The organism is Parazoarcus communis (assembly GCF_003111645.1).
GTDB lineage: Bacteria > Pseudomonadota > Gammaproteobacteria > Burkholderiales > Rhodocyclaceae > Parazoarcus > Parazoarcus communis_A.
Window position 1 is genome coordinate 1301981 of record NZ_CP022187.1, and the last position, 23894, is coordinate 1325874.

General features: G+C 62.6%; 25 protein-coding genes. 16 read left to right on the forward strand and 9 right to left on the reverse strand.

From position 1 onward, the window contains the following. Positions 1 to 88 precede the first annotated feature (88 nt). The 12 genes from CEW83_RS05965 to CEW83_RS06020 all read left to right on the forward strand — a co-directional run bounded on the left by CEW83_RS05965 (position 89) and on the right by CEW83_RS06020 (position 10272). On the forward strand, positions 89 to 1195 hold the full coding sequence (locus CEW83_RS05965) for an ABC transporter ATP-binding protein (RefSeq protein WP_108948523.1): 1107 nt from the start codon (positions 89 to 91) through the stop codon (positions 1193 to 1195). Beyond that, entirely contained in the window at positions 1192 to 1959 is a 768-nt protein-coding gene (gene aat, locus CEW83_RS05970) for a leucyl/phenylalanyl-tRNA--protein transferase (RefSeq protein WP_108948524.1), read from the forward strand. Before CEW83_RS05965 ends, aat begins: the two co-directional genes overlap by 4 nt. Continuing rightward, on the forward strand, positions 1932 to 2657 hold the full coding sequence (locus CEW83_RS05975) for an arginyltransferase (RefSeq protein WP_108948525.1): 726 nt from the start codon (positions 1932 to 1934) through the stop codon (positions 2655 to 2657). The genes aat and CEW83_RS05975 overlap by 28 nt, the downstream gene beginning before the upstream one ends. Before the next feature lie 68 nt (positions 2658 to 2725). Further along, on the forward strand, positions 2726 to 3730 hold the full coding sequence (locus CEW83_RS05980) for a quinone-dependent dihydroorotate dehydrogenase (protein WP_108948526.1): 1005 nt from the start codon (positions 2726 to 2728) through the stop codon (positions 3728 to 3730). A gap of 100 nt (positions 3731 to 3830) precedes the next feature. After that, positions 3831 to 4415 (forward strand): electron transport complex subunit RsxA, encoded by a 585-nt coding sequence (rsxA, locus tag CEW83_RS05985; RefSeq protein ID WP_108948527.1) that lies wholly within the window; start codon positions 3831 to 3833, stop codon positions 4413 to 4415. A 104-nt stretch (positions 4416 to 4519) separates the two neighbouring features. Beyond that, positions 4520 to 5071 (forward strand): electron transport complex subunit RsxB, encoded by a 552-nt coding sequence (rsxB, locus tag CEW83_RS05990; protein WP_108948528.1) that lies wholly within the window; start codon positions 4520 to 4522, stop codon positions 5069 to 5071. Next, the gene (rsxC, locus tag CEW83_RS05995; RefSeq protein WP_108948529.1) at positions 5068 to 6774 is read left to right on the forward strand and encodes an electron transport complex subunit RsxC; all 1707 of its coding nucleotides are present in this window, start codon (positions 5068 to 5070) and stop codon (positions 6772 to 6774) included. Before rsxB ends, rsxC begins: the two co-directional genes overlap by 4 nt. Positions 6775 to 6778: 4 nt before the next feature. Further along, a complete protein-coding gene (locus tag CEW83_RS06000) occupies positions 6779 to 7783 on the forward strand; it encodes an RnfABCDGE type electron transport complex subunit D (RefSeq protein ID WP_108948530.1) in 1005 nt (334 codons plus the stop codon). After that, on the forward strand, positions 7780 to 8442 hold the full coding sequence (gene rsxG / locus CEW83_RS06005) for an electron transport complex subunit RsxG (RefSeq protein WP_108948531.1): 663 nt from the start codon (positions 7780 to 7782) through the stop codon (positions 8440 to 8442). Before CEW83_RS06000 ends, rsxG begins: the two co-directional genes overlap by 4 nt. 13 nt (positions 8443 to 8455) lie before the next feature. After that, complete coding sequence (locus tag CEW83_RS06010; RefSeq protein ID WP_108948532.1) at positions 8456 to 9166, forward strand: electron transport complex subunit E; 711 nt, start codon at positions 8456 to 8458, stop codon at positions 9164 to 9166. An 11-nt stretch (positions 9167 to 9177) separates the two neighbouring features. Beyond that, positions 9178 to 9810 (forward strand): endonuclease III, encoded by a 633-nt coding sequence (gene nth / locus CEW83_RS06015; RefSeq protein ID WP_108951233.1) that lies wholly within the window; start codon positions 9178 to 9180, stop codon positions 9808 to 9810. Positions 9811 to 9840: 30 nt separating this feature from the next. Further along, positions 9841 to 10272 (forward strand): DUF1841 family protein, encoded by a 432-nt coding sequence (locus tag CEW83_RS06020; protein WP_108948533.1) that lies wholly within the window; start codon positions 9841 to 9843, stop codon positions 10270 to 10272. A gap of 30 nt (positions 10273 to 10302) precedes the next feature. Here the strand turns inward: CEW83_RS06020 and CEW83_RS06025 are convergent, their stop codons facing one another. After that, positions 10303 to 10635, reverse strand: coding sequence for a c-type cytochrome (locus CEW83_RS06025; RefSeq protein ID WP_108948534.1), 333 nt, complete (start codon positions 10633 to 10635; stop codon positions 10303 to 10305). Beyond that, entirely contained in the window at positions 10632 to 10952 is a 321-nt protein-coding gene (locus CEW83_RS06030) for a c-type cytochrome (RefSeq protein ID WP_108948535.1), read from the reverse strand. The genes CEW83_RS06025 and CEW83_RS06030 overlap by 4 nt, the downstream gene beginning before the upstream one ends. 155 nt (positions 10953 to 11107) lie before the next feature. Here CEW83_RS06030 and CEW83_RS06035 point away from each other — a divergent pair, with 155 nt between their 5' ends. Genes CEW83_RS06035 through CEW83_RS06045 form a run of 3 tightly spaced genes read left to right on the forward strand, consistent with a single transcriptional unit; the run spans position 11108 to position 14554 of the window. Beyond that, positions 11108 to 11959, forward strand: a complete 852-nt coding sequence (locus tag CEW83_RS06035) for an AAA family ATPase (protein ID WP_108948536.1) — start codon at positions 11108 to 11110, stop codon at positions 11957 to 11959. Positions 11960 to 11969: 10 nt separating this feature from the next. After that, positions 11970 to 13376 carry an EAL and HDOD domain-containing protein gene (locus tag CEW83_RS06040; RefSeq protein ID WP_108948537.1) on the forward strand — a complete coding sequence of 469 codons (1407 nt, stop codon included), beginning with the start codon at positions 11970 to 11972 and terminating at the stop codon, positions 13374 to 13376. Then, the gene (locus CEW83_RS06045; protein ID WP_108948538.1) at positions 13376 to 14554 is read left to right on the forward strand and encodes a vWA domain-containing protein; all 1179 of its coding nucleotides are present in this window, start codon (positions 13376 to 13378) and stop codon (positions 14552 to 14554) included. Before CEW83_RS06040 ends, CEW83_RS06045 begins: the two co-directional genes overlap by 1 nt. A gap of 22 nt (positions 14555 to 14576) precedes the next feature. Here CEW83_RS06045 and CEW83_RS06050 read toward each other — a convergent pair whose 3' ends face one another. Together CEW83_RS06050 and CEW83_RS06055 are read right to left on the reverse strand one after the other, a co-directional pair. After that, the gene (locus CEW83_RS06050) at positions 14577 to 15347 is read right to left on the reverse strand and encodes an MBL fold metallo-hydrolase (protein ID WP_108948539.1); all 771 of its coding nucleotides are present in this window, start codon (positions 15345 to 15347) and stop codon (positions 14577 to 14579) included. A 251-nt stretch (positions 15348 to 15598) separates the two neighbouring features. After that, complete coding sequence (locus CEW83_RS06055; protein ID WP_108948540.1) at positions 15599 to 16123, reverse strand: MarR family winged helix-turn-helix transcriptional regulator; 525 nt, start codon at positions 16121 to 16123, stop codon at positions 15599 to 15601. Between the two features lie 210 nt (positions 16124 to 16333). Here CEW83_RS06055 and CEW83_RS06060 point away from each other — a divergent pair, with 210 nt between their 5' ends. Further along, complete coding sequence (locus tag CEW83_RS06060) at positions 16334 to 17779, forward strand: chloride channel protein (protein ID WP_108948541.1); 1446 nt, start codon at positions 16334 to 16336, stop codon at positions 17777 to 17779. A 28-nt stretch (positions 17780 to 17807) separates the two neighbouring features. Here the strand turns inward: CEW83_RS06060 and CEW83_RS06065 are convergent, their stop codons facing one another. The 5 genes from CEW83_RS06065 to CEW83_RS06085 all read right to left on the reverse strand — a co-directional run bounded on the left by CEW83_RS06065 (position 17808) and on the right by CEW83_RS06085 (position 23878). Beyond that, positions 17808 to 18689: a spermidine synthase-like protein gene (locus CEW83_RS06065; protein ID WP_108948542.1), complete on the reverse strand. Its 882-nt coding sequence runs from the start codon at positions 18687 to 18689 to the stop codon at positions 17808 to 17810. 77 nt (positions 18690 to 18766) lie between these two features. Continuing rightward, positions 18767 to 21061, reverse strand: a complete 2295-nt coding sequence (locus tag CEW83_RS06070; protein WP_108948543.1) for a putative bifunctional diguanylate cyclase/phosphodiesterase — start codon at positions 21059 to 21061, stop codon at positions 18767 to 18769. Positions 21062 to 21245: 184 nt separating this feature from the next. Beyond that, positions 21246 to 21956: an SDR family NAD(P)-dependent oxidoreductase gene (locus tag CEW83_RS06075; RefSeq protein ID WP_234419006.1), complete on the reverse strand. Its 711-nt coding sequence runs from the start codon at positions 21954 to 21956 to the stop codon at positions 21246 to 21248. Between the two features lie 64 nt (positions 21957 to 22020). Next, the gene (locus CEW83_RS06080) at positions 22021 to 22974 is read right to left on the reverse strand and encodes a branched-chain amino acid ABC transporter permease (protein WP_108948544.1); all 954 of its coding nucleotides are present in this window, start codon (positions 22972 to 22974) and stop codon (positions 22021 to 22023) included. A 22-nt stretch (positions 22975 to 22996) separates the two neighbouring features. Beyond that, positions 22997 to 23878, reverse strand: a complete 882-nt coding sequence (locus CEW83_RS06085) for a branched-chain amino acid ABC transporter permease (RefSeq protein WP_108948545.1) — start codon at positions 23876 to 23878, stop codon at positions 22997 to 22999. Between the last annotated feature and the right edge of the window lie 16 nt (positions 23879 to 23894).

Sequence of the window (23894 nt, forward strand, 5' to 3'; positions counted from 1 at the left end):
TGAGGCGATCTTACAAGTAAATTATAATTGATCGCATTTCGATCGCTGCAATGCAATAATCCCACAACCTGCACTGGACCGTTAAATCATGTCCCTTCTGCAACTCGTCGACATCGATCTGGCATACGCCGGCAACCGTGTTGTCAAAAGTCTGTCGCTCAGCCTCGAAAAAGGCAGCATCGGCTGCCTGCTGGGCCCGTCCGGCTGCGGCAAGACCACGGTGCTCAGGTGCATCGCCGGCTTCGAACCGGTGTCTGCGGGTGAAATCCTGCTCGACGGGGCGGTCGTGAGTCGCAAGGGCTACAACCTCGCCCCCGAGCGCCGGCGCGTTGGCATGGTATTCCAGGACTACGCCCTCTTCCCCCACCTCACGGTCGCCGAGAACATCGCCTTCGGCCTGCGTGACCGCGGACGCGACGAAAAGCGCGACCGGGTGGACGAATTGCTGGCACTGGTCGGGCTCGGCACACAGGGCAACAAGTATCCGCACGAGATGTCGGGCGGTCAGCAACAGCGCGTCGCCCTTGCACGCGCACTCGCACCGGCGCCGAGCCTGCTGCTGCTCGACGAGCCCTTCTCCAACCTCGACGTGGAGCTGCGCGAGCGTCTTTCGCACGAGGTGCGCGACATCATCAAGGCCACCGGGACGACAGCGATTCTCGTGACCCATGACCAGCATGAGGCATTTGCGGTCGCCGATGAGATCGGCATCATGCACGAGGGCCGGATCCAGCAGTGGGACACCCCCTACAATCTTTATCACCGCCCGCAGAATCGCTTTGTCGCCGACTTCATCGGCCAGGGCGTGTTTCTGCCCGGCATGGTGCTCAACGACGGCCGGGTACAGGTCGAAATCGGCACCCTGCGCAGCGACGTGCCCATCGAATGCACGACCAGTTGCGACAACTGCGAACGCAACTGCAGCCTCGACGTATTGCTGCGCCCCGACGATGTCGTGCATGACGACGCCAGCCCGATGCGCGGCGAGGTGGTGCACAAGGCCTTTCGCGGCGCGGACATCCTGTACACCCTGAAGCTCGCCAGCGGGGCGAAAGTGCTCTCGCTGGTACCCAGTCACCACAACCACGCCATCGGGGAGCGCATCGGCATCCGCCTGGATGTGGACCACGTCGTGACCTTCAGGGGCAGCGAGGCCGGCGCAGGCACCCTGCAACTCGTTCAGCTCCCGGGATGATTCCATGGCTGGCCGGCGCACCGGCATTTCCGCCGCTTGACTCCGCGCTCGTCGAACCGAACGGCCTGCTTGCGGCCGGCGGAGCGCTGACGCCCGAGTGGCTGCTGGCTGCGTACCACAGAGGCATTTTCCCCTGGTTCAGCCACGGCGAACCCATCCTGTGGTGGAGCCCCGATCCGCGCCTGGTCCTGGCGCCTGCGCACATCAGGATTCGACGCTCACTGCTCAAGGTGCTGCGCCAGCGGCGGTTCGAGGTCCGGATCGACACCGCGTTCGCTGCCGTGATGGCCGAATGCGCAGCGCCCCGGGAACCTGAGGGCGGAACCTGGATCACACCCGACATCCAGGCCGCCTACTGCCGCATGCACGAACTCGGCTATGCCCACAGCGTGGAATGCTGGCGCGATGGCAAACTCGTGGGCGGGCTCTACGGCATGGCGGTCGGGCGCGCATTTTTCGGCGAGTCGATGTTTTCGCGCGAGACGGACGCCTCGAAAGTGGCCCTCGCACACCTCGCCCGCGTGCTTGAACAGCGCGATTTCGCCGTGATAGATTGCCAGATGACAACGCCTCACCTGCTTTCCATGGGGGCACGTGAGATTCGTCGCAGCGAGTTCGCGGCAGGCCTGGAACGATGGTCACGGGAAGGCGAGCCACCGGGACAATGGTCATCCGGGCCGCTGCAAGGAATCGAATGGAACCATAACGCTGCAGGAGGAGCCGCAGGCGCACATCTATGCAACAGGACTACCCCTACGCCCTGATCCAGTTTTATGCGACAGCGCCCTATGCCTGCTCCTATCTGCCCGACCGCGTCGCGCGCTCGCAGGTGGCCACGCCCGGTCACCTGATCGATCCTCAGGTGTACAGCGACCTCGTTCGCAGGGGTTTTCGTCGCAGCGGGCTGTTCACCTACCGCCCGCACTGTGATCACTGCCAGTCCTGCGTGCCGGTGCGAATCGCCGTCAACCGCTTCACCCCAGACCGCAGCCAGCGCCGTGCCTGGTCCCGTCACGCCGGCCTCGAAACCAATGAGTGCGGGCTTGAGTTTTCCGAAGAGCACTACCGGCTGTATCAGCGCTACCAGGCTTCGCGCCATGCGGGCGGCGGCATGGATCTGGACAATCGGGAGCAGTACACGCACTTCCTGCTGCAAAGCCATGTCGATACCCGGATCATCGAATTCCGCGACGAAGGCAAGCTGTGCATGGTGAGCGTCATCGACCGCCTGACCGACGGCCTGTCCAGCGTCTACACCTTTTACGATCCGGACGCGGAGCGCTGCGCGTTCGGTACCTACGGCATCCTGTGGCAGATCGAAGTCTGCCGCCGCCTTCGCCTGCCCTATCTGTATCTCGGCTACTGGATTGCCGAGAGCCGGAAAATGGCCTACAAGGCGCGCTTTCGCCCGATTGAAGCCTATCGGCGCGGGGAATGGGGCCCGCTTGAGGTCGAGGCATAGGCGCTGCGCTGAAACATTGCGGACAGCCGCATCGCTTCGCACCGGCCGAATCGTTACAATCCGGCCCCATGCTCTACAACATCGCCCGCCCGCTCCTGTTTTCGCTTGACGCGGAAACCGCCCACGAGTTCACGCTCGCTTCGCTCAACCTCGCCGGCCGCATCCTGCCTGCCGGCAAGCCGGCCGCGTCCGACGCCGTCGAAGTGATGGGCCTGAACTTCCCCAACCGCATCGGCCTCGCTGCCGGTCTGGACAAGAATGGCGAAGCCATCGACGGACTCGCCCTGATGGGCTTCGGCTTCATCGAGATCGGCACCATCACACCGCGCCCGCAGCCGGGCAATCCGCGTCCGCGAATGTTCCGCCTGCCCGAAGTACGCGGCATCATCAACCGCATGGGTTTCAACAACCACGGCGTCGACGCACTGGTTGCCAACGTCAGCAGGGTCAAGTTCAAGGGCATTCTCGGCATCAACATCGGCAAGAACTTCGATACGCCGATGGAGAACGCTGCGGACGACTACCTGATCTGCCTCGACAAGGTCTATCGGCACGCAAGCTACGTCACCGTCAATATTTCGTCGCCCAACACCAAGAACCTGCGACAGCTGCAGGGTGAATCGGAACTCGACGACCTGCTCGGCAAGCTCAAAACCGCGCAGACCCGCCTGGCCGACACCCACGGCCGCTACGTTCCGCTGACGCTGAAGATTGCCCCCGACCTCGAACCCGAGCAGGTCATCAACATCGCCGACGCACTGCGCCGCCATCGCATCGACGGCGTGATTGCCACCAACACCACCATCGCGCGCGACAAGGTCCAGGGCGTGCGCTACGGCGAACAGCAGGGCGGTCTGTCGGGTGCGCCCGTGTTCGAAGCGTCGACCGCTGTCGTGCGCCAGCTGGCCCAGGCGCTAGGCGGCGAGTTGCCGATCATCGCTGCCGGCGGCGTGCTCGACGGCCGTGGCGCCAAGGCAAAGATCGACGCCGGTGCGAGCCTGGTTCAGCTCTATAGCGGACTGGTCTATCGCGGCCCCGAACTCGTGCGCGAATGCGTGCGAGCATGTGCCTGAGGCGCTAACGCACTTAAATGCATAAAGCTATAACGCGTCCGGGCTTGAGTGGCCCGGTGCTCAAGGGGATAATCCAGCGGTTAATCCCGGCCATCGGATCATGAGCAGTTATATTTTCGTTGTCATCGGCGCAGTTCTGGTCAACAACGTGGTTTTCGTCCGTATTCTCGGCCTGTGCCCGTTCATGGGCGTCTCCAAGAAACTCGAAACTGCGGTTGGCATGGGTGCGGCCACCACCTTCGTCCTTACACTGGGCGCAGGTTCCAGCTACCTGATCGATCACTACCTTCTGGTACCGAACGATCTCGCCTACCTGCGCACGCTGTCCTTCATCGTGGTGATTGCCGCAATCGTCCAGCTGACCGAACTCGTCATCCAGAAGACGAGTCCCCTGCTGCACCAGGTGCTCGGGATCTACCTGCCGCTGATCACCACCAACTGTGCCGTGCTGGGCGTTCCGCTGCTCAACGTCGGTCTGCGTCACAACCTGCTCGAGTCGCTGCTGTTCGGTTTCGGCTCCTCGATCGGCTTCACCCTGGCCCTGGTGCTGTTTGCAGGCATCCGTGAACGTCTCGACGGCGCCGATGTTCCGCAGCCGTTCAAGGGCACCGCGATCGCCATGATCACCGCAGGCTTCATGAGCCTGGCCTTCATGGGCTTCGCCGGACTGGACCGTTTTCACTGATGCGGGTCGCCACTTCACCCACGACGAAACACATTCCTGATCCGGCGCAAGTCCGCGCAGCGCGCAGCGGACTACGCTCGCACCCACTGATCGACTGAAACCGAATGCTCTCTGCCCTACTCATCATGACCGGGATCGCCCTGGTGCTCGGCGCAGCACTGGGCTATGCCGCCATCCGCTTCAAGGTGGAAGGCGACCCCCTGGTCGAGAAAATCGATGCCATCCTGCCGCAGACACAGTGCGGCCAGTGCAGCTATCCGGGATGCAAGCCCTATGCCGAAGCCATCGCGAAGGGCGAGGCCGACATCAACCAGTGCCCCCCCGGCGGTGAAGAGGGCATCCGCAAGCTCGCCGACCTGCTCGGGCGCGAGTTCAAGCCGCTCTCCGAAGAGCATGGCGTGGAAAAGCCCAAATCCGTGGCCCTGATCGACGAACAGACCTGCATCGGCTGCACGCTGTGCATTCAGGCCTGCCCGGTGGACGCCATCGTTGGCGCCGCCAAGCAGATGCATACGGTCGTCGAGCCCCTGTGCACCGGCTGCGAACTCTGTCTTGCGCCCTGCCCTGTCGACTGCATCACCATGGTGCAGGTGCCCGACACGGTGCAGACCTGGAAATGGAAGTATCCGGTCATCGAACTCAGGAAATCCGCATGATCGCGCGCCTCTTCAATTTCCGCGGCGGGGTCAAGCCCGACGCGCACAAGAACGAATCGGCAAACGCCTCCATCCAGGCGGCGCCGATGCCGGCCCACCTGATCGTTCCGCTGCGTCAGAGCACGCGTGCAACCGCGCGCTGCATCGTCAGTCCGGGCCAGCACGTGCTCAAGGGTGAGCGGATCGGCGAAGCCGAAGGCACGCTCGGCACCGCAGTGCACGCGCCGACCTCAGGTACCGTCGTGGAGTTCGGGCTGTATCCGCTGGCCCACCCGTCGGGTCTGAACACGCGCTGCGTGGTGATCGAGCCCGACGGCGAGGATCGCTGGGCAGACCATCAGCCCTTCGACTACCACGGAGCAACACGGGAACAGACGCTTGCACAGCTGCGCGACTGCGGCATCGTCGGGCTCGGTGGTGCCACCTTTCCCAGCCACGTCAAGCTCGGCCGTGGCAGCGGCATCGACACCCTGATCCTCAACGGCGCAGAGTGCGAACCCTGGATTACCTGCGACGACAGGCTGATGCGCGAGCGCGCTGCCGACATCCTCGCCGGCGCCACCATCCTGCGCGAACTCATCGGCGCACGCCGTCTCGTGATCGGAATCGAGGACAACAAGCCCGAAGCCATCGCCGCAATGCAGGCTGCGGCAGGCAGCGTCGAAGGCGACGTGGCGGTGATCGCGATTCCTTCGCTCTACCCGGCAGGCGGCGAAAAGCAGCTGATCCGTGTCCTCACCGGCGTCGAGATTCCCTACGGCAAGCTCGGCGCAGAGTTCGGCGTCCAGTGCTTCAACGTCGGTACCGCACATGCGGTATACCGGGCACTTGCTCACGGCGAACCGCTGGTGTCCCGTGTGCTCACCCTCACTGGCAATGTCGCCCGTCCCGGCAACTACGAGGTGCTGATCGGCACACCGATTTCGCACCTGCTCACGCTGTGCGAACCCAAACCCGATACCGACCGCACCCTGATGGGTGGCCCGATGATGGGTTTCGCACTGCCGCGCCTCGACGTGCCGGTGGTCAAGGGCACGAACTGCATCATTTCGGCCTCGCCTGCGCTGTTTCCGCCACCGCCGCCCGAGCAGCCCTGCATCCGCTGCGGCGAGTGCGCGCGGGCCTGCCCGGCCGAACTGCAGCCCTTCGAACTCTACTGGTTCAGCCGCGCCCACAACTTCGGCAAGGCCCAGGAATACAACCTGTTCGACTGCATCGAATGCGGCTGCTGCAGCTACGTGTGCCCGTCCCACATTCCGCTGGTCGATTACTACCGCTTTGCCAAGAGCGAAATCTGGGCTCGCGAGCGTGAAAAATCCGCGGCAGACCAGGCTCGCGACCGATTCGAGTTCCGCAATTTCCGGCAGGAACGCGAAAAGGAAGAGAAAGCCGCCAAGCTCGCGGCCAAGGCTGCGGAAACCCGTGCAAAGCTGGCGGACAAGGATGCGACCGCTCCCGCTCCCGCAGCCGCAGCCGCGTCAAGTGGCGAGGAAGACCCCAAGAAGGCCCTGATCGCCGCCGCGCTGGCACGTGCCAAGGCGCAGAAGGAGGCCGTGCAGGCGCGCAACACCGAAGCGCTGAGCCCGGACACCGAAAAAGAAATCGCCGAAATCGATGCGCGCCGGATCAAGGCTGCACTGGTCGATCCTGCTGCGCCTGCCGGTGAGCCCCCATCCGAACGCTCACCCGAATCCACCTCCTGAGCCGATGATCCACTCTCCCTACATCCGCAAACCGGCGAGCGTCCAGCGCGTCATGCTCAACGTGCTGCTCGCGCTCATACCCGGCATCGCCGCCTACGTGTGGCAGATCGGCGCCGGCATCCTGGTCAATCTGGCCATCGCGTCGGTCACTGCGGTCGCCGCCGAAGTGCTGATGCTCAGCCTGCGCAAGCGCCCGGTCATGCTGGCCGCAACCGACCTCTCTGCCGTCGTCACCGCATGGCTGGTGGCGCTCGCGTTTCCGCCCATCGTGCCATGGTGGCTCACCGTGTTTGCCGTGCTCGTTGCCATCGTTGCGGTGAAACACCTTTACGGCGGCCTCGGACAGAACCCCTTCAACCCGGCAATGGCCGCCTACTGCACGATGATCGTGGCCTACCCGTCACTGATGTCGCAATGGCCGGTTTCCGGTGCGGTGAGCTTCGACACCCAGCTTCACCTCATTCTCGGCGGACTGCGCGAGCTTGACGCGGTGACCGGCGCAACGGCGCTCGATACCCTGCGCACAGGCCTGCGCGGCGACACCAACGTGGGCGAGCTGCTGCAAACCAGCACCTACGGCCTGCTCGGCGGACGTGGCTGGGAGTGGATTGCCGGTGGCTATCTGCTCGGCGGACTGTTCCTGCTGCTGACCCGCACCATCACCTGGCACCTGCCCACCGGCTTTCTTGCCGGCCTGGCGGTCACGTCCGGCGTGTTCTGGCTGTTTCACCCCGATCAGTTCGCCTCGCCCCTGTTCCACCTCGCCACCGGGGGGGCCATGCTGGCCGCGTTCTTCATCGTCACCGACCCGGTATCAGGCGCGACCACGCCGCGCGGCAAGCTCATCTTTGCAGCAGGCATCGGACTGATCGCCTATCTGATCCGCGCCTTCGGCGCCTACCCGGAAGGCATCGCCTTTGCCGTGCTGCTGATGAACATCTGCGTTCCCCTGATCGACATGAAGACCCAGCCCGCGGTCTTCGGCCATCGCGGAGGGCCGAACTCGTGAGCAACAAGTATTCCGCCATGCGAACGTCGCTGCGAACCGCAGCGATCATGATCATCTTCACCGTGGTGTTTACCGCGGTGATGGCTTTCACCTACGACACGACCCGCCCCGCCATTGAGGCCTCGGTTCAGGAAGAGCAGATGCGCCTCATCAACGAGGTCCTGCCACCCGACAGTTACGATAACGATCTGCTCGCCGATGTGATCACGGTCGCCGGCGCACAGGCGCTCGGGCCCGACGATGTCAAACGCGTATGGCGCGCGCGCAAATCGGGCGAGCCCGTGGCCATGATCCTCGAAGCCGCGGCCGGCGATGGCTACGCAGGCCGTATCGCCTTCATCGTTGCCCTGCGCGGGGATGGAACCGTCATTGGCGTGCGGGTGACAAACCACAAGGAAACGCCGGGACTCGGGGACTACATCGATCCGAAAAAGGACCGCAACAAGAAGCAGCCCTGGATCAGCCAATTCGAAGGCGTACGCTGGTCCGAGGTCGATCGCGCAAAGTGGGCTGTTCGCAAGGACGGCGGCACCTTCGACTTTCACACGGGCGCAACCATCAGTGCCCGGGCCATGACCGGCGCGATTGCCCGCGCCGTCGCGTTCGGCGTCGAGCGGGCGGATGCACTGTTCTCCGCCGAGTCGGGCAGCAAGCTGTAAAAGAGGCATTGCCATGAACATGCAGACATTTCGCGAAAGTGCCTTCAACGGCCTGTGGAAACAGAACCCGGGCCTGGCCCAGTTGCTCGGCCTCTGCCCGATTCTTGCCATCAGCACGAATATGGTCAATGCGGTCAGCCTCGGACTGGCCACCATCCTGGTGATGGCGCTGGCCAACCTCGCAGTGGCGAGCCTGCGCAACTTCATCCCCTACGAGATCCGCATTCCCGTGTTCATCCTGATCATCGCCGCGCTCGTCACGGTGGTGGACCTGGCCTTCAACGCCTGGCTGCACAGTCTTTATCTCGTGCTCGGCATCTTCATTCCGCTGATCGTCACCAACTGCATCGTGCTGGCCCGGGTGGAGGCTTTTGCAGCCAAGAACGACGCCCTGTCCTCAACCATCGACGGGCTGCTGATGGGGCTCGGCCTGCTGTGGGTGCTCGCCGTTCTCGGCGGGATCCGCGAGCTGATCGGCACCGGCACGCTGTTTTCGGGCATTGAGATGATCTTCCCCGATGCGTCTGCACTGGTGATTTTCGGCGACGACTACCCCGGCTTCCTGATCACCATCCTGCCGCCGGGCGCATTCTTCGCGCTTGGCTGCCTGATTGCACTCTACAACGCGATCAACACCCGGCTTGCCGCACGTGCCCGCATGCGGCCCGCTGCATCCGCCGAAGCTGAGAGCGCAACCCCTGAAGCAAGGCCCGCGGCCGGTTGAACATGGCGAAGATGAAGCGCGAGGCCATCGAAGCCTTCTTCCATCGCCTCTCGGCCGCCAATCCGGACCCGAAAACCGAGCTCGAATACGCGACGCCCTTTCAGCTGCTGGTCGCCGTCGTGCTCTCGGCGCAGGCGACGGACAAGAGCGTAAACCTCGCGACCCGCCGCCTGTTTGCGGCAGCGCCGACACCCGAAGCGATGATCACGCTCGGCGAAGAAGAGGTTGCCGAACACATCAAGACCATCGGCCTGTTCCGCAACAAGGCTAAGAATACGGTTGCACTGTCGCGTCTGCTGCTCGAGCGCCATGGCGGCGAAGTGCCGCAGAGCCGCGAGGCGCTGGAAGCTCTGCCGGGTGTGGGACGCAAGACCGCCAACGTGGTCCTCAACACCGTTTTCCGCCAGCCTGTAATGGCAGTGGACACCCATATCTTCCGTGTCTCCAACCGCACCGGCCTCGCACCGGGCAAGGACGTCCTGGAAGTCGAGCATGCGCTGATGAAACGCATCCCTAAAGAATATCTGCTCGATGCACACCACTGGCTGATCCTTCACGGACGCTATACCTGCACCGCGCGCAAGCCCGCCTGCGAAGCCTGCATCGTGCGGGATCTGTGCGGATTCCGCGACAAGACGGCCTGATGCGGCCGCGCCCCAACTCAGAGAGTCCCCATGTTCAATCCTTCACGTGACCAGGTTCGCACCTTCTTCATCGACGCCTGGCGCAAGCACACCGCGCGCGAGGTGCTGACCCCGCTCGAAACCATTGCAGCCGACATTCTGCAGAACCACCCCGAGTACCACACGCTGGTAGAAGATCCGGAAGCCGTTGATCGCGATTTCGCGCCAGAGGACGGGCAGGTCAACCCCTTCCTGCACCTGTCGCTCCACCTTGCGATCGAGGAACAGCTCTCGATCGACCAGCCCCCCGGGCTGCGCGCAGCCTTCGATGCCGCCTGCGCGCAGCGGGGCAATCGCCACGATGCGCTTCACGACGTGCTCGAATGCCTCGGCGAGACCATTTTCAACGCCCAGCGCAATAACGCCCCACCGGACGGCCTGGCCTATCTGACCTGTGTACGGCGGCGGGCCGGCCTGGTGTGAGCCGGTGCCCGCACCCGCCTCGACGCTGCGCTAACGCTTGAGCACCAGCCCGCTCTGGCTGGCATACCACGCAGCGAGATCGGCCAGATCCTGCTTCTCGAGGTTCTCGACCTGGGCCGCCATGATCGGGTTCTTGCGGTCGCCGCGCTTGTAGTCCAGCAGCGCGCGCAGCAGGTAATCCTCGTGCTGCCCGGCAATGCGCGGAAACTCCGGTGTCTGACTGTTGCCATCCGCACCGTGACAGGCGGCACACACCGTTGATTTCTCCTTGCCCTTGAGGGGGTCGGCGCCATGCGCGAGACCGCCGCAAAACAGGCCGAGCACCGCGAGCGGAACCAGACAACGTCGTGTTTGAGCACTCATCGCTCACCTCCGTAGTAGGCCGCGAGGTCCGCCATGTCCTGGTCAGAGAGCGAACCTGCAATGCCCTGCATGCTCTGGTGGCTCCGCTCCCCCGCCTTGTAGGCCTGGAGCGCGCGCACGATGTACTCCGGATGCTGCCCGCCCAGCTTCGGCACGGAGTAGACCTCGGGGTAACTCGTCCTGTACCCCGGTATGCCGTGACAGCCGATACAGGCAGCGGTCTTCTCCTTTCCAGCCTCGGCACTCCCGCCTGCTGCCTGTATTCCTGTGCTCAACGCTGCCATCATGGCAGCCAGAAGCAGATGTCGTCCCTGCATGGTGTCTCCTCTGTGTTGGAAGCAGGCTGAACCGCACTTTTTCGGACTGCATGCCGTTTCCATCCGGCGCAATCCTGCATCTGGTTTTATGTCATGCGTGATTCATCGGGAACCCTAGCCCTATAATCAACAAAAATTAATCAGAGGATTCCCGGATGTCCCAACTTCGCTTCGAAGGCAGCGAGCAGTACGTTGCCACGCCCGACCTGATGCTTGCGGTCAATGCAGCCATTCGCCTGCAACGCCCGCTTCTGATCAAGGGAGAGCCAGGCACCGGAAAAACCATGCTTGCCGAAGAGGTGGCGACGGCACTCGGGCTGCCCTTGCTGCAGTGGCACATCAAATCCACGACCAAGGCCCAGCAGGGTCTCTATGAATACGATGCGGTCTCGCGGCTGCGCGATTCCCAGCTCGGCGACGATCGCGTCAAGGACATCGCCAACTACATCGTGAAGGGGGTGCTGTGGCAGGCTTTCGAGGCTGAAAGCCCGACGGTCGTGCTGATCGACGAGGTCGACAAGGCCGACATCGAATTTCCCAACGATCTCCTGCGCGAGCTCGACCGCATGGAGTTTCATGTCTACGAAACGCGCAACACCGTTCGCGCGCGCCATCGACCCATCGTCTTCATCACGTCGAACAACGAGAAGGAACTGCCCGACGCCTTCCTGCGCAGGTGCTTCTTCCACTACATCCGCTTTCCCGACCGCGATACCATGCAGCGGATTGTTGACGTGCATTTCCCCGGCATCCGCAAGGCTCTGCTGACCGAGGCCATGGAGGTCTTCTTCGGCCTGCGCGATGTACCCGGCCTGAAGAAAAAGCCGTCGACATCCGAGCTCATCGACTGGCTCAAGCTGCTGGTGGCTGAGGACATCCCGCCCGAAGCCCTGCGCTCACAGGACAACAAGGCCATCGTCCCGCCACTCGCAGGCGCGCTGCTGAAGAACGAACAGGACATGCACCTCTTCGAACGCCTCGTCCATATGGCCCGCCAGAACCGCTGAGATCAGAATCATGTTCAAGACCCTCCTGAACTGGCTCTTCGGCCGCCGCGCACCGACCCCCGCTCCGCAGCCCGTCACTCAGGCCGCAGGCTTCGAGAAACTCAACCGCCGGGCGCCGCTGCGTGCGGGCCCGCCGGCCCCAGCATCCGCCGAGGCCACGGCAGCCGCACAAGAGATCGGCGCCACCTTCATCTGCCGCGAAGCGGTGCTCAACCGCAAGCAGAAGATCGCCGGCTACCAGTTCCTGTTGCAGGAGGCGGCACGCAACCACATCCGCAGCAGCTCCCGGCGGGTTCACCACCTTTACGCCGAAGTGCTGGTCAACAGTCTGGTACATGCCGACATCGGCAAGCTGCTCGGGCCGCGGTCGGCATTCATCGACGTCCCAGACTCCTTCATTGACCACGAATGCATCCTGCACCTGCCGGCGGCCAATACGGTTCTTGTCCTGACACGCCTGCCCGATGCTGGCGCGCCTGCGCCCGATGCCCTGCTGGCGACGGTCCGCCATTTGCGAGCCATCGGATATCGCATCGGCCTCCCCGACCCCGAATCCGAACCGGGCTTTGCCGAGCTGCTGCCCGAAGCCGACGTCGTCATCGTCCGTGCCCCGCAGCTCACCGCCGAAGCGGCACTGGCGCTGACCGCAAGCGTTGTCGAACACGCTCCCCGGGCCACCTTGCTGGTGCGCGAACTGCCGGGTCTGGAAGACTTCAACTTTTGCTTCAAGCTCGGTGCCAGCCTCTTCCAGGGCCCCTTCATCACCAGCCGTGAGGACTGGCAGGACCATCATCTGGGACCCAATTTCGCACGCCTGGCGATGCTGGCCGGCAAGCTGCGCAAGCAGGCGGAAACCGACGAGATCGTCGCCCTTCTCAAGCAGGACGCCGCACTGGCGGTGCGCCTGCTGCGATACATCAACTCTGCGGCGAACGGTCTGTCCGAGCACGTTTCGTCGATCGAGCGGGCGATGATTCTGCTCGGCCGCGACAAGCTCTATCGCTGGGTGATGTTGCTGATGTGCAGCACGGACGACAAGGAAGGGCGTGCTTCGGCCGTTCTCGAGACCGCGCTCGTCCGCGCCCGGATGATGGAACTGAGCGGCGCCAGGCTCAGCGCCGCTGAACGCGAGTCCCTCTTCCTGACCGGACTGCTGTCGCTCATCGACGTCGTGCTGAAGGTGCCGATGGAGCGCGCGATGACATCGCTCGCCGTTGCATCCGAGATCGAAGCGGCCATCATGCGCAGTGAGGGCCCCTACGCACCGCAACTGATGCTGGCCCAGGCGTGCGAACGTGCGGATGCCGAAGCAATCCGCAGCGCGGCCGAGCGCAGCCAGACAACCCCGGAGGAGGCTGCCGGGTTCCATCTGCAAGCGCTCGCCTGGGCGCTGGAGATACAGCAGGCCGGGGCGTAATGCTGATCGATTTCTTTCTCCACCTGAAGGCCAGTCGTCTCCCGGTATCCACCCGCGAGTTTCTGAGCCTGCTCGAAGGCTTGCGCGAGGGCGTCTGCGGTCATTCTCTGGACGATTTCTACCTGTGGTCACGTACCTGCCTGATCAAGGACGAAGCACTCTACGACCGCTTCGACCAGGCCTTCGGGGCCTACTTCCAGGAAGTTTCCTCCCTGCCCGGTCTCGACGTCGACCTCCCCGAGGAGTGGCTTCGAGCCGCGATGAAGAAGCACCTCTCCCCCGAAGAGCAGGCCAGGCTCGAGAAACTCGGATGGGACGCCTTGATGGAGACCTTCCGCAAACGTCTCGAAGAGCAGAAAGGCCGGCATCAGGGCGGGTCGAAGTGGGTGGGGACCGGCGGCAGCTCGCCATTCGGCAATAACGGCACGCACCCCGAAGGCATTCGTGTCGGCGGCGAATCGGCCGGCAACAGAACCGCGGTCAAGGTGTGGGACCGGCGCGAATACCGGAACCTGGACGACAGCATCGAACTCGGCACGCGCAACATCAAGGTCGCCCTGCGTCGTCTGCGCCGCTTCGCCCGCGAAGGCGCAGCAGAGGAACTGGATCTCGACGGCACCATCGCCGCCACCGCACGCAATGCGGGATGGCTCGACCTGATGATGCGTCCCGAGCGCCACAACGCAGTGAAGGTGCTGCTGTTTCTCGACATCGGCGGCTCGATGGACGATCACGTCAAAGTCTGCGAAGAGCTGTTTTCAGCCTGTCGCAGCGAGTTCAAACACCTCGAATATTTCTACTTTCACAACTGCGTCTATGAAACCGTATGGCGCGACAGCACACGCCGCCACACTGAACGCATCCCCTTGCAGGACGTCATTCACCGCTTCGGCCCCGACTACAAGCTGATATTCGTCGGCGACGCCACCATGAGCCCGTACGAGATCGTGCACCAGCACGGGTCGATCGAACACATGAACGCCGAACCGGGCGCGACCTGGCTGCGACGCCTTCTCGATGCCTATCCGGCTGCAGCCTGGCTCAACCCCGAGCCCGAGCGCCTGTGGGACTACCGCAAGTCCATCGAGCTGATCCGCCAGCTCGTGGGCGGGCGGATGTTTCCGATGACGCTTGACGGTTTGTCGCGGACAATGCAATCGCTATCGAAGAAGCACTGAAGCGGCGCAGGCGCCCGACGCATCAGGGTGCGCGATAGTTGTCCTGCGTCATGATATCGACGCCGCACTGCAGGTTCTCGATCCAGTCAAGAAAGCGGTTGACCATCACCTTGCCCTCGAAGCGCGCACCGTGCTGCGGCACGATCATCTCGACATCGAGCTGGCGCACCATGTTCACCCAGAAGCGGCAGATCTTGTTCGAAATCATGTAGCGGCGATGAAAGCCGATCATGAAGGGGATGTGCTCGTCGAAGTTCGTCACCGGTTTCAGTGCGACGTCGTGATCGATGAGCGATGCGCCCATGTCTCCGGTAAACAGAATCTTCGCGACCGGATCGTAGAACTGGAAGTTGCCTTCCGAGTGCATGAAGTGCGCGGGAACGGCCTTGATCCTGCTCTCGCCCAGCGGCACCACCATGCCTTCGTCGGGGATACCGATAATGCGGTCGGAGTAATCCCGTCCTGTCGTGAAGTGCGGCAGGAAGCGCGCCCACAGCTTGGAAATCAGCACACGACAGCGCGTGGTGACCATCCACTTGTTCAGCGAAGCGATGATGTCCGGGTCGGCATGCGAGGCCAGGATGTAGTCCAGATTGCGGGACGGAAAATAGCGCTGCATGCCCATCAGCAAACCGTTGTAGGTCATGTTGCCACCCGGATCGATCAGGGCGCCATGGTCTCCATCCACGATCAGAAACTGATTGCATTGCACCGCGTGGTCGGCCTCTTCGTCGACAAGATCGTAGAAGGCCAAGCATACATGCCTGCCGTCGTTGTATAGCTCAACTGCCATGATCCGGATGCCCCGCAAAAATGAGCCCGCAATAGCGGGAAACAAGCGAAGAACTCTACCGCAGACATCGGTTGCCGTGCCGACTAAGCGCGTCATTTTTGACGTCGATCAAAAAACCATACAACCGCCATGAACACGCGGGCAGGAAAGGGGGCAAAAAAAAGGGGCGACCCCGTCGGGGGTCGCCCTCAAGCTGCTGTCCGCACAAGTGCGAAACGGGTGGCCGGAAAACCCGCCGGCCCGGGTGTTCGCTATTCGGTGAAGGGTAGCGGCTGCATGCCGAAACCGTCATCGAGAACCTTGATCTTGTGAAGCAAGCCATCGAGCTCGTTCTGCAGTCTGAGCAGATCGTCTTCGTCAAGCCGCCGCAGGGCTTCGGGCAGGATGCCTCTTGCGGGTGACGGCGCTCTTGCCAGCAGTGCTTCACCTTCAGTCGTCAGATACAATCGCACGACGCGCTGGTCTGCACTCGTACGCTCCTTGCGGATCAACCCGCCGGTCTCGAGCCGGTCAATCATGTTCGACGCAGTCGACTGATGCAGTGCCATGCAGTTGGCCAGTTCGCCAACCCGCAATCCTGGAGCCTCGCTCAGCTCCTGCAGGGCCCAAAGCTGGGCCCCGGTTACGCCACTCTGACGCTCAATCCACTGAGAATGACGCTGTGCGGTGCGGATCAGCACGCGGAAACGCTGTAGTACGGACAAAGGTGTGACCTGACGATTATTCTCTGCAGGTTTTTCAGCAGATTTATTCAACGGATTCTGTGACTGGGGCATCAATATTGGCTCCGACTATATTTTCTCAAACAATGATTGTCAAAAAATTCGCAGACAGGTGCGCTCTCGCGTATCGTAACCATCTTGCGGGTTTGCTGCCCGTGGAAGGTGAGCTTTTTGCTCAAAACATCGCTTCAGCGTGATTAAGGTTTAGCTGTTTTTTTCAAACTCCGGCCGGTCATTGATTAGACCGCCTCTTCTTCCCCAAAAATGCCGCCCCCCGACGCCCCCCCGGAACAGCAGCACAACATCCCTCACCGAGCCTTCAAGCATATCGCTCGCGGCGGCCGTCGCTACGCGCTGCCCTGGCTCTCAATCAGACGCTGGCGCAAAAGGCTGCTGCTTGTCGGCGCCGCGCTGCTGGCGGGCATCATTGCCATCGGTTTCGCCATCGGCGCGGAGCTGGCAATCGGTTATCACCAGTCCCTGATGCATGTCAGCCCGTGGCTGTCCCTCGTGATCGCCCCGACTGGTTTTGCGGCAATGGCCTGGATCTCCAGTCGCTTCTTTCCGGGCACAGAAGGCAGCGGTATTCCGCAGGCAATCGCCGCGTCGCTCACCGATGACGGTCAGCTGCGCCGGCAGTTCCTGTCCTTCAAGATTGCCATCGCAAAGGTGTTCCTGACCCTCGGCGGCCTGCTCTCCGGCGCCTCGATCGGACGCGAGGGCCCTTCGGTCCAGGTCGGCGCCTCTGCCATGCACATGCTCGCCGGCAAGCGCTTCGGCAGGATCGCCTCCAGCCGCGACCTGATCATTGCCGGCAGCGGCGCGGGCATTGCGGCAGCATTCAACACCCCGCTCGGCGGCATCATGTTCGCAATTGAGGAGATCTGCCGTCACCACCCTTTCCGCGCCAACAGTACAACGCTGATCGCAGTGATCTTTGCCGGTCTGATGTCACTCGCGGTACTTGGCAACTACACCTATTTCGGACAGACGCCGGCCTCGATCACCTGGCCCGATGGTGCGTGGCTGGTGCTGCTTTGTGGCGTACTGGGCGGATTGCTGGGAGGTGGCTTCTCGCGACTGCTGATTGCGTCCTCGCGCCAGTTGCCCGGGCGCGTCGGTGAATTCTCGGTATCGCGTCCGGTTGCGTTCGCTGCCGGCTGCGGGCTCGCAACCGCGCTCATCGGACTGGCCACAGGAGGCCTCACCTACGGTACCGGCTACGCCGAATCCAAGGCCGCACTGGAAGGCACGGCGCAACTGCCCGCCTACTTCATGGTTGCGAAGCTGGCGGTCATCTGGCTTGCTTTCGTGGCGCGCATCCCGGGCGGCATCTTCGCGCCTGCGCTCGCCGTCGGTGCAGGCCTGGGTGCCGACCTGGCACCGTTTATCGGTGACGGACAGGACCCCGCGATACTCGTTCTTGGCATGGTCGCCTTTCTTGCGGCGATGACGCAGGCCCCGATCACTTCGCTGGTGATCGTCATGGAAATGACCGCCAACCACGAAATGCTGCTGCCGCTGATGGCCACTGCCGTGGTCGCGAATGCGGTCTCGAAATCGGTGTGTCCGCTGCCGATCTATCACACGATTGCGCACTCGCTGCTGCGTAATGCCGAGCACAAGGCCAGCCGCCATCACGCCCGCACCAAACACCCAGCAACGCAGGACACCGCCCCCCCGGACACCAAGCCCGCGACAGAGCAGTGACTCACCGGCGCCCCCCAGGGGCGCCGCATCAGCAGGACATGCGCTGCGCCAGACGCATTGCCTGGCCGCGTTCAAGGAGCTGGGCAAAGCGCGGAAAATCCAGTCCCATCCGCCCCTGCAGTTCGCGGGCAATGGACTTCATCCATTTCCATCGCGGCTCGAACGCAGCGTTCCTGAACGCAAAGAGCAGATAGTTGCCGTCTTCGCGCACCGACATCGCAATCACGTTGTCGTCAAAGGCTTCGCGGACCAGCGCCACGTGGGGCGCATACGATGCCTTGTCGCCGGCAATGTTCATCACCATGACGCCGCTTCCGGACAACATCGCGCGCGCGTCCTGATAGAAGCCTGAACGGGTCAGCGCGCCGGCAACGCCATCCTCGTCGAACAGATCGACCATCAGCACATCGCACCGCTCCACCCCCGCGCCGACATGGTCGACCGCATCGGCGCACTCGACACGAAAGCGCGAATCATCCTGCGGCACCTTGAAGACATCGCGAAACGCAATCACGTCGGGGTCGAGTTCGAGAACCGTGATCGAGGTTGCCGGCAGGTGGCGATAGCAGAACTTCGCGAGGGAGCCTCCGCCAAGACCTAGCAGGGTCATCGCCCGCGGTCGCGGATTGAACAGCAGGAAGGCCATCATGCCCTGCGTATAAGCCACCTCAAGCGCATGTGGCGCAGCCGTCTGCATGGCACTTTGCTGAAAACGCAGGGAGCCGAAATAGAGCGCACACATGCCCTCATGTTCGAGAACGAACGGCTTCCGGTACTCACCGGACAGGAGTTGCTCGACCAATGCGTCGGCCTGACTGAATGCCGGCTCAAGCAGGCGGACAGTTCCCGGCTCGCCCGGGAAGGGGCTCGGAAGTTCGAGCAAGTCTGCCCTGCCCTGCGCGCTACGCATTCTCCGCACTGCGACATCTGCTTCGTGTTTGCTGTTGGTCAAGGCTCCGTTCCGGCGCGTTCTTCGGCCGAGGCATTCTAAGGCAAGACTTGATCGAACTGTTTGAGCCACAGCGGAATCCATTCGGACGCAGCCTGTGGCCTGCCGTAAAGATAGCCCTGATGAATCATTGAGCCGCGTGCGTTGAGAAAGGCTGCTTGCCTTACAGTCTCCACGCCTTCGGCCACCACCTGCAGATGCAGGCTGTGGGCAACGGCCAGGATGGTTTCGACCAGGGCGGCATCGTCGCTGTTCTCGGGCGCATCCTGCACGAAGCTGCGGTCGATCTTCAACTCATGCAACGGCAGGCGCTTGAGGTAGGCGAGCGACGAGTACCCGGTTCCAAAGTCGTCAACCGAAAGACGGATGCCGAACGCGGTCAAGGCCTGCATCTTGGCGACCACGCCGTCGATATCCTCGATCATCAGCCCCTCGGTGACCTCCAGTGTGAGGCAGGACGGATCGACGCCATGAATCGACAGCAGCTCGCACACCCAGGGCACGAAATCGGGCAGGCGGAAGTGACGCGGGCTGATATTGACCGACAGCCTCAGCTCGCGCCCCGCCGATCCATGCTCAGCCATCAGCCGGCAGGCGTTCTCGAGCACCCATACCCCGAGTTCGCAGATCAGGTCGGACTGCTCCGCGACGGGCACGAAGACCCCGGGCGGGACGAGCCCGCGCTCCGGATGCGCCCAGCGTACAAGCACCTCGGCACTTTTGATACTCTCCCTCTCGTCGACCTGCGACTGCAGAAACAGGCGCAGTTCGCCCGCCGGAATCCCACGCCTGAGCTCGCGTTCGATGCGGAACCTCTGCCTTGCGACATCCCCCATCGCGGTTTCGAAAAAGGCGGTCTGGTTACCCCCCGCGTCCTTGGCGCGATGAAGCGCGGTATCCGCACGACGCAGAATCTCGAGCGGCGTGTCATCCGCATCGTCGGGGCAGGTTGTGATTCCGAGACTGGCCGTGATCACGGCCGTCTCGCTGCCAAGATCGAACGGCTCACGCAATGCAGCGTGGAGCTTCTCTGCCACAGAAAGCGCACGCCGGCTCGCATCCTCGCGATGGATGTCGAGCGCCTGAAGCAGAATCGCGAAATCGGCACCCGCGATTCGGGCCAGCGTGTCGCCTTCGCGCAGCAACCCGGAAAGTCGTCTGCCAAGCGCCTGCAAAAGCAGGTCGCCCATCGCGTGCCCACGGGCATCGTTGAGGGTCTGGAAACGATCGATGTTGAACAGGATCAAGGCGTCCTGGCGCGGCTGCCTTCGCGACACAGCCAGCACAAGTCCAAGCCGGTCCATGAGCAGGGCGCGGTTGGGCAACCCGGTGAGTCCGTCGTAGTAGGCAAGGCGGTTGATCTCGGCCGCAGCCCGTTTCTGCTCGGTGACGTCCTGCTTGATCCCAAGGAAGTGGGTGACGGTGCCATCCTTGCCGCGCACCGGCGCCACGACGGCCAGCTCGACAAACTCGCTACCATCCTTGCGCCGATTGATGAACTCACCGCGCCAACTCTCGCCACGCATCAGGGTCGCCCAAAAGCCCTTGTACACGTCGGGAGACGTCTTGCCGGAATTCAACACGCGCGGATTCTGCCCGATCACCTCGTCTGCGCGATAACCCGTCGTGAGTTCGAACGCCCTGTTAACGTACTCGATACTGCCCCAGAGATCCGTTATCACGATGCTTTCGGGACTCTGCTCGACGGCAAGGGAAAGCTTGCGCAACTGGTCTTCGGCAGCCTTGCGGGCAGAAAGATCGATATCGATGCAGTACATTTCGGGCTCGCCATCACGCCCGTGCAGCATGACGTGACTCGAAAACACGTGCACCGGGGCGCCATCCTGCCGTCGTAGCGTCAACTCGCCCGCAGGAATGCCCTCTCCGAAATTCACCCACTTGTCCACGCCCTCAATCACACCGGCCCGCATGCAGTCCGGGATGATCAGATCCTCCAAGCGACTTCCGATCGCCTCCTGAGTCGAGTAGCCGTAAAGTTTCTCGCTGAACCGGTTCCAGAAGATGACCCGCCGGTTGCGGTCGTAACCCTGCACGGAAATCTCGGGGGTGTGCTCGAACAGCGTCCGGAAGCGGCGCTCGCTCTCGGTCAGGGCGGACATGCTCTGCGCAGCGCGCCTGCGCTCCAGGCGAATCCTGTGCAGCCCCCAGCCAAATACGATCAGGAGCAGGACGAACATCGTCAGCACAGGGACGGTCAGCAGGTCTGTCTCAACAAGCTTCTCAAGAGGCTCGGTGGCTGCCATCACACCAGGAGCCCACATGACCGCTACGAGGCAAAACACACGTCGATGCATGCGAATCGCTTCATCCATAAGCGCCTCCAGCTCGGAACGGGCGACTTGCCGCTGCTCAGGCGGGCCGCAAGACTGCGCTCCTCATGAACAGAGAATAATGGATGAGCGCAGCCGAACACCAGCGATAAACGCCATGGAATGCCTAACACGCCACGTTCGCTGCAAGAGACTGCAAACAGCGACCTGGCGGCAGGGAAGCCCGCTACCAGACGATCGGATTGCCGCGATAGTCCATGAAACCACCGGAGTCGGCTGGCACCAGCCCATCGATCACCTTCAGCAGGCGGCCCGCGGCCACCGCAGGGGACTGAACATCGAGCCCGCTGCGCGCGAAAGGTGCTGACAGTGCCGACTCCACTGTACCCGGATGAAGTGCGATGCAGATCGACTGCGGATGGCTGCGGGCCAGCTCGATCGCTGCGGTATGAAGGATCTGGTTCAGTGCAGCCTTGGACGCCCGATACCCGTACCAGCCACCGAGCCGGTTGTCTCCGATACTGCCAACGCGTGCGGAAAGCGCAGCAAATACCGACTTGCCTTCGCGAGCAAGCAGGGGCATGAAGTGTTTGACCAGCAGGGCCGGACCGATGGCATTGATGGCGAAATTGTGGGCCAGGCTGAAGGGGTCGAGATGCCGCCAGCTGCGCTCCGGCCCGCGTCCGCTGTCGTGAAGAAATCCGCTTGCATTGATCAGCAGCCTGAAGGGGGCGGAATGATCCCGCACCTGCTGAGCGGCACTCGCGATGGATGCCTCGTCGAGCAGATCGAGCGCCAAGGGAGTCCGACGCCCCAGGCGAAGCACGTCGGTAAAACGCCCGCTGCTTTCGATAGCGTCTGCCAGCGCACCGCCGATCGCGCCGCTGGCGCCGACGACCACAGCCAACCCACCCGGAGGAAAGGACTCCATCGTCATTCGCTTGTCGGGCCACACCGGGCCGGTCGCGAAAACCCGACCGGCCCGGTGTGCCCGCCCCGCATCAGCGTATTCCGGCGCGCTGGATCAGAGCCTGGATCTCGCCAACGATGCCGCGACGGAACAGCATCACACAGATCACGAAGATCCCGCCCATGATCACCGTCACCCAGGAACCCACGGTGTCGGCAAGTTCGGTTTGCAGCGAGACAACGGTCGCAGCTCCAACCAGCGGTCCGAGAATGGTGCCAAGACCGCCGAGCAGTGTCATCAACACCACTTCACCCGATGTGTGCCAATGCACGTCGGTCAGCGACGCAAGCTGGAACACCAGGGTCTTGGTTGCGCCTGCGAGGCCTGCGAGCGAAGCCGAGATGATGAACGCCATCAGCTTGAACTTGTTGACGTCATAGCCGAGGGAGATCGCGCGCGGTTCGTTCTCACGAATGGCTTTCAGGATCTGGCCGAAGGGCGAATGCACCGTGCGGTAGATGATGAAGAAGCCGATGCAGAACACTGCAAACACGAGGTAATACATCGAAATGTTGTTGGACAGGTCGATGAGGCCGAACAGGTTGCCACGCGGGACCCCCTGGAAGCCGTCTTCACCGCCCGTCGCGCGCACCTGCAACACGACGAAATACACCATCTGCGCCAGCGCCAGCGTAATCATCGCGAAGTAGATGCCGGTGCGCCGGATGGCCAGCACACCGAACAACCAGCCCAGCAGGCCGGCGGCAACCGTGCCGCCGATCAGGCCGATCTCGGGGGTGACACCAACATCGCGTACAAGCATGCCGCAGACGTAACCCGCCGTTCCCAGAAAGGCCGCGTGACCGAAGGACAGCAGACCGGCAAATCCCAGCAGCAGATTGAATGCGCAGGCGAACAGGCCAAAACACAGGATCTTCATCAGAAAGGTTGGATACACCGCAAACGGTGCCACCAGACCGATGAGAAAGAGCAGCCCGAACAGAAAGGGCATGATGCGGGTAAATACGGAATCGTTATTCTTCATGTGCCTATTCCTTGGAACCGCGTCAGGCCTTGCCGAACAGGCCGGCAGGTCGAACCAGCAGGACAATCACCATGATGATGAAGACCACCACCGCAGAGCCTTCGGGATAGAAGACGCGTGTGAGTCCCTCGATCAGTCCAAGGCCGAGTCCGGTGAGGATTGCCCCCATGATCGAACCCATGCCGCCGATCACGACGACCGCAAAAACGACGATGATCAGGTTCGACCCCATCAGCGGATTGACCTGATAGACCGGCGCAGCGAGCACGCCTGCAAAGGCAGCGAGGGCAACGCCGTAACCGTAGGTGAAGGTAATCAGCAGCGGGACATTGATCCCGAGCGCCTGCACCATCTGCGGATTTTCCGTACCGGCCCGCAGGTAGGCGCCGAGCTTGGTCTTCTCGATCATGAACCAGGTGCCGAAACACACGGCGAGCGCAGCGATGACGATCCAGCCGCGGTAGATGGGCAGATACATGAACCCCAGATTGACGCCCCCCTCCAGCAGTTCCGGCACCGGATAGGACTGACCGGAGATACCGTACTGATCACGGAACACGCCTTCGAAGATCAGCGCCAGGCCGAAGGTGAGCAGCAGGCCGTAGAGGTGGTCGAGCTTGTACAGTTTGCGCAGCATCGTGCGCTCAAGGAGTACCCCCAGCGCACCGACCGTGATCGGCGCCAACAGCAGGGCAACCCAGTAATTGACACCGAACTTCGTCAGCGCAATCCAGGCCACGAAGGCCCCCATCATGTATTGCGCACCGTGGGCGAAATTGATGATGTTGAGCAGACCGAAGATGATCGCCAGACCAAGACTGAGAATGGCGTAGAACGAGCCATTGATCAGGCCGACCAGCAACTGGCTGCCGAGCAGCGCGCTCGGAACACCGAAAATTTCCATTTGCGACTCCCGTACC

Excerpts from the sequence above, each read along its gene's own strand:
- CEW83_RS05965 (WP_108948523.1), top strand. The coding sequence starts at position 89 with ATGTCCCTTCTGCAACTCGTCGACATCGATCTGGCATACGCCGGCAAC.
- aat (WP_108948524.1), top strand. The coding sequence starts at position 1,192 with ATGATTCCATGGCTGGCCGGCGCACCGGCATTTCCGCCGCTTGACTCC.
- CEW83_RS05975 (WP_108948525.1), top strand. The coding sequence starts at position 1,932 with ATGCAACAGGACTACCCCTACGCCCTGATCCAGTTTTATGCGACAGCG.
- CEW83_RS05980 (WP_108948526.1), top strand. The coding sequence starts at position 2,726 with ATGCTCTACAACATCGCCCGCCCGCTCCTGTTTTCGCTTGACGCGGAA.
- rsxA (WP_108948527.1), top strand. The coding sequence starts at position 3,831 with ATGAGCAGTTATATTTTCGTTGTCATCGGCGCAGTTCTGGTCAACAAC.
- rsxB (WP_108948528.1), top strand. The coding sequence starts at position 4,520 with ATGCTCTCTGCCCTACTCATCATGACCGGGATCGCCCTGGTGCTCGGC.
- rsxC (WP_108948529.1), top strand. The coding sequence starts at position 5,068 with ATGATCGCGCGCCTCTTCAATTTCCGCGGCGGGGTCAAGCCCGACGCG.
- CEW83_RS06000 (WP_108948530.1), top strand. The coding sequence starts at position 6,779 with ATGATCCACTCTCCCTACATCCGCAAACCGGCGAGCGTCCAGCGCGTC.
- CEW83_RS06010 (WP_108948532.1), top strand. The coding sequence starts at position 8,456 with ATGAACATGCAGACATTTCGCGAAAGTGCCTTCAACGGCCTGTGGAAA.
- nth (WP_108951233.1), top strand. The coding sequence starts at position 9,178 with ATGAAGCGCGAGGCCATCGAAGCCTTCTTCCATCGCCTCTCGGCCGCC.
- CEW83_RS06020 (WP_108948533.1), top strand. The coding sequence starts at position 9,841 with ATGTTCAATCCTTCACGTGACCAGGTTCGCACCTTCTTCATCGACGCC.
- CEW83_RS06025 (WP_108948534.1), bottom strand. The coding sequence starts at position 10,635 with ATGAGTGCTCAAACACGACGTTGTCTGGTTCCGCTCGCGGTGCTCGGC.
- CEW83_RS06030 (WP_108948535.1), bottom strand. The coding sequence starts at position 10,952 with ATGCAGGGACGACATCTGCTTCTGGCTGCCATGATGGCAGCGTTGAGC.
- CEW83_RS06035 (WP_108948536.1), top strand. The coding sequence starts at position 11,108 with ATGTCCCAACTTCGCTTCGAAGGCAGCGAGCAGTACGTTGCCACGCCC.
- CEW83_RS06040 (WP_108948537.1), top strand. The coding sequence starts at position 11,970 with ATGTTCAAGACCCTCCTGAACTGGCTCTTCGGCCGCCGCGCACCGACC.
- CEW83_RS06045 (WP_108948538.1), top strand. The coding sequence starts at position 13,376 with ATGCTGATCGATTTCTTTCTCCACCTGAAGGCCAGTCGTCTCCCGGTA.
- CEW83_RS06050 (WP_108948539.1), bottom strand. The coding sequence starts at position 15,347 with ATGGCAGTTGAGCTATACAACGACGGCAGGCATGTATGCTTGGCCTTC.
- CEW83_RS06055 (WP_108948540.1), bottom strand. The coding sequence starts at position 16,123 with ATGCCCCAGTCACAGAATCCGTTGAATAAATCTGCTGAAAAACCTGCA.
- CEW83_RS06060 (WP_108948541.1), top strand. The coding sequence starts at position 16,334 with ATGCCGCCCCCCGACGCCCCCCCGGAACAGCAGCACAACATCCCTCAC.
- CEW83_RS06065 (WP_108948542.1), bottom strand. The coding sequence starts at position 18,689 with ATGCGTAGCGCGCAGGGCAGGGCAGACTTGCTCGAACTTCCGAGCCCC.
- CEW83_RS06070 (WP_108948543.1), bottom strand. The coding sequence starts at position 21,061 with ATGGATGAAGCGATTCGCATGCATCGACGTGTGTTTTGCCTCGTAGCG.
- CEW83_RS06075 (WP_234419006.1), bottom strand. The coding sequence starts at position 21,956 with ATGACGATGGAGTCCTTTCCTCCGGGTGGGTTGGCTGTGGTCGTCGGC.
- CEW83_RS06080 (WP_108948544.1), bottom strand. The coding sequence starts at position 22,974 with ATGAAGAATAACGATTCCGTATTTACCCGCATCATGCCCTTTCTGTTC.
- CEW83_RS06085 (WP_108948545.1), bottom strand. The coding sequence starts at position 23,878 with ATGGAAATTTTCGGTGTTCCGAGCGCGCTGCTCGGCAGCCAGTTGCTG.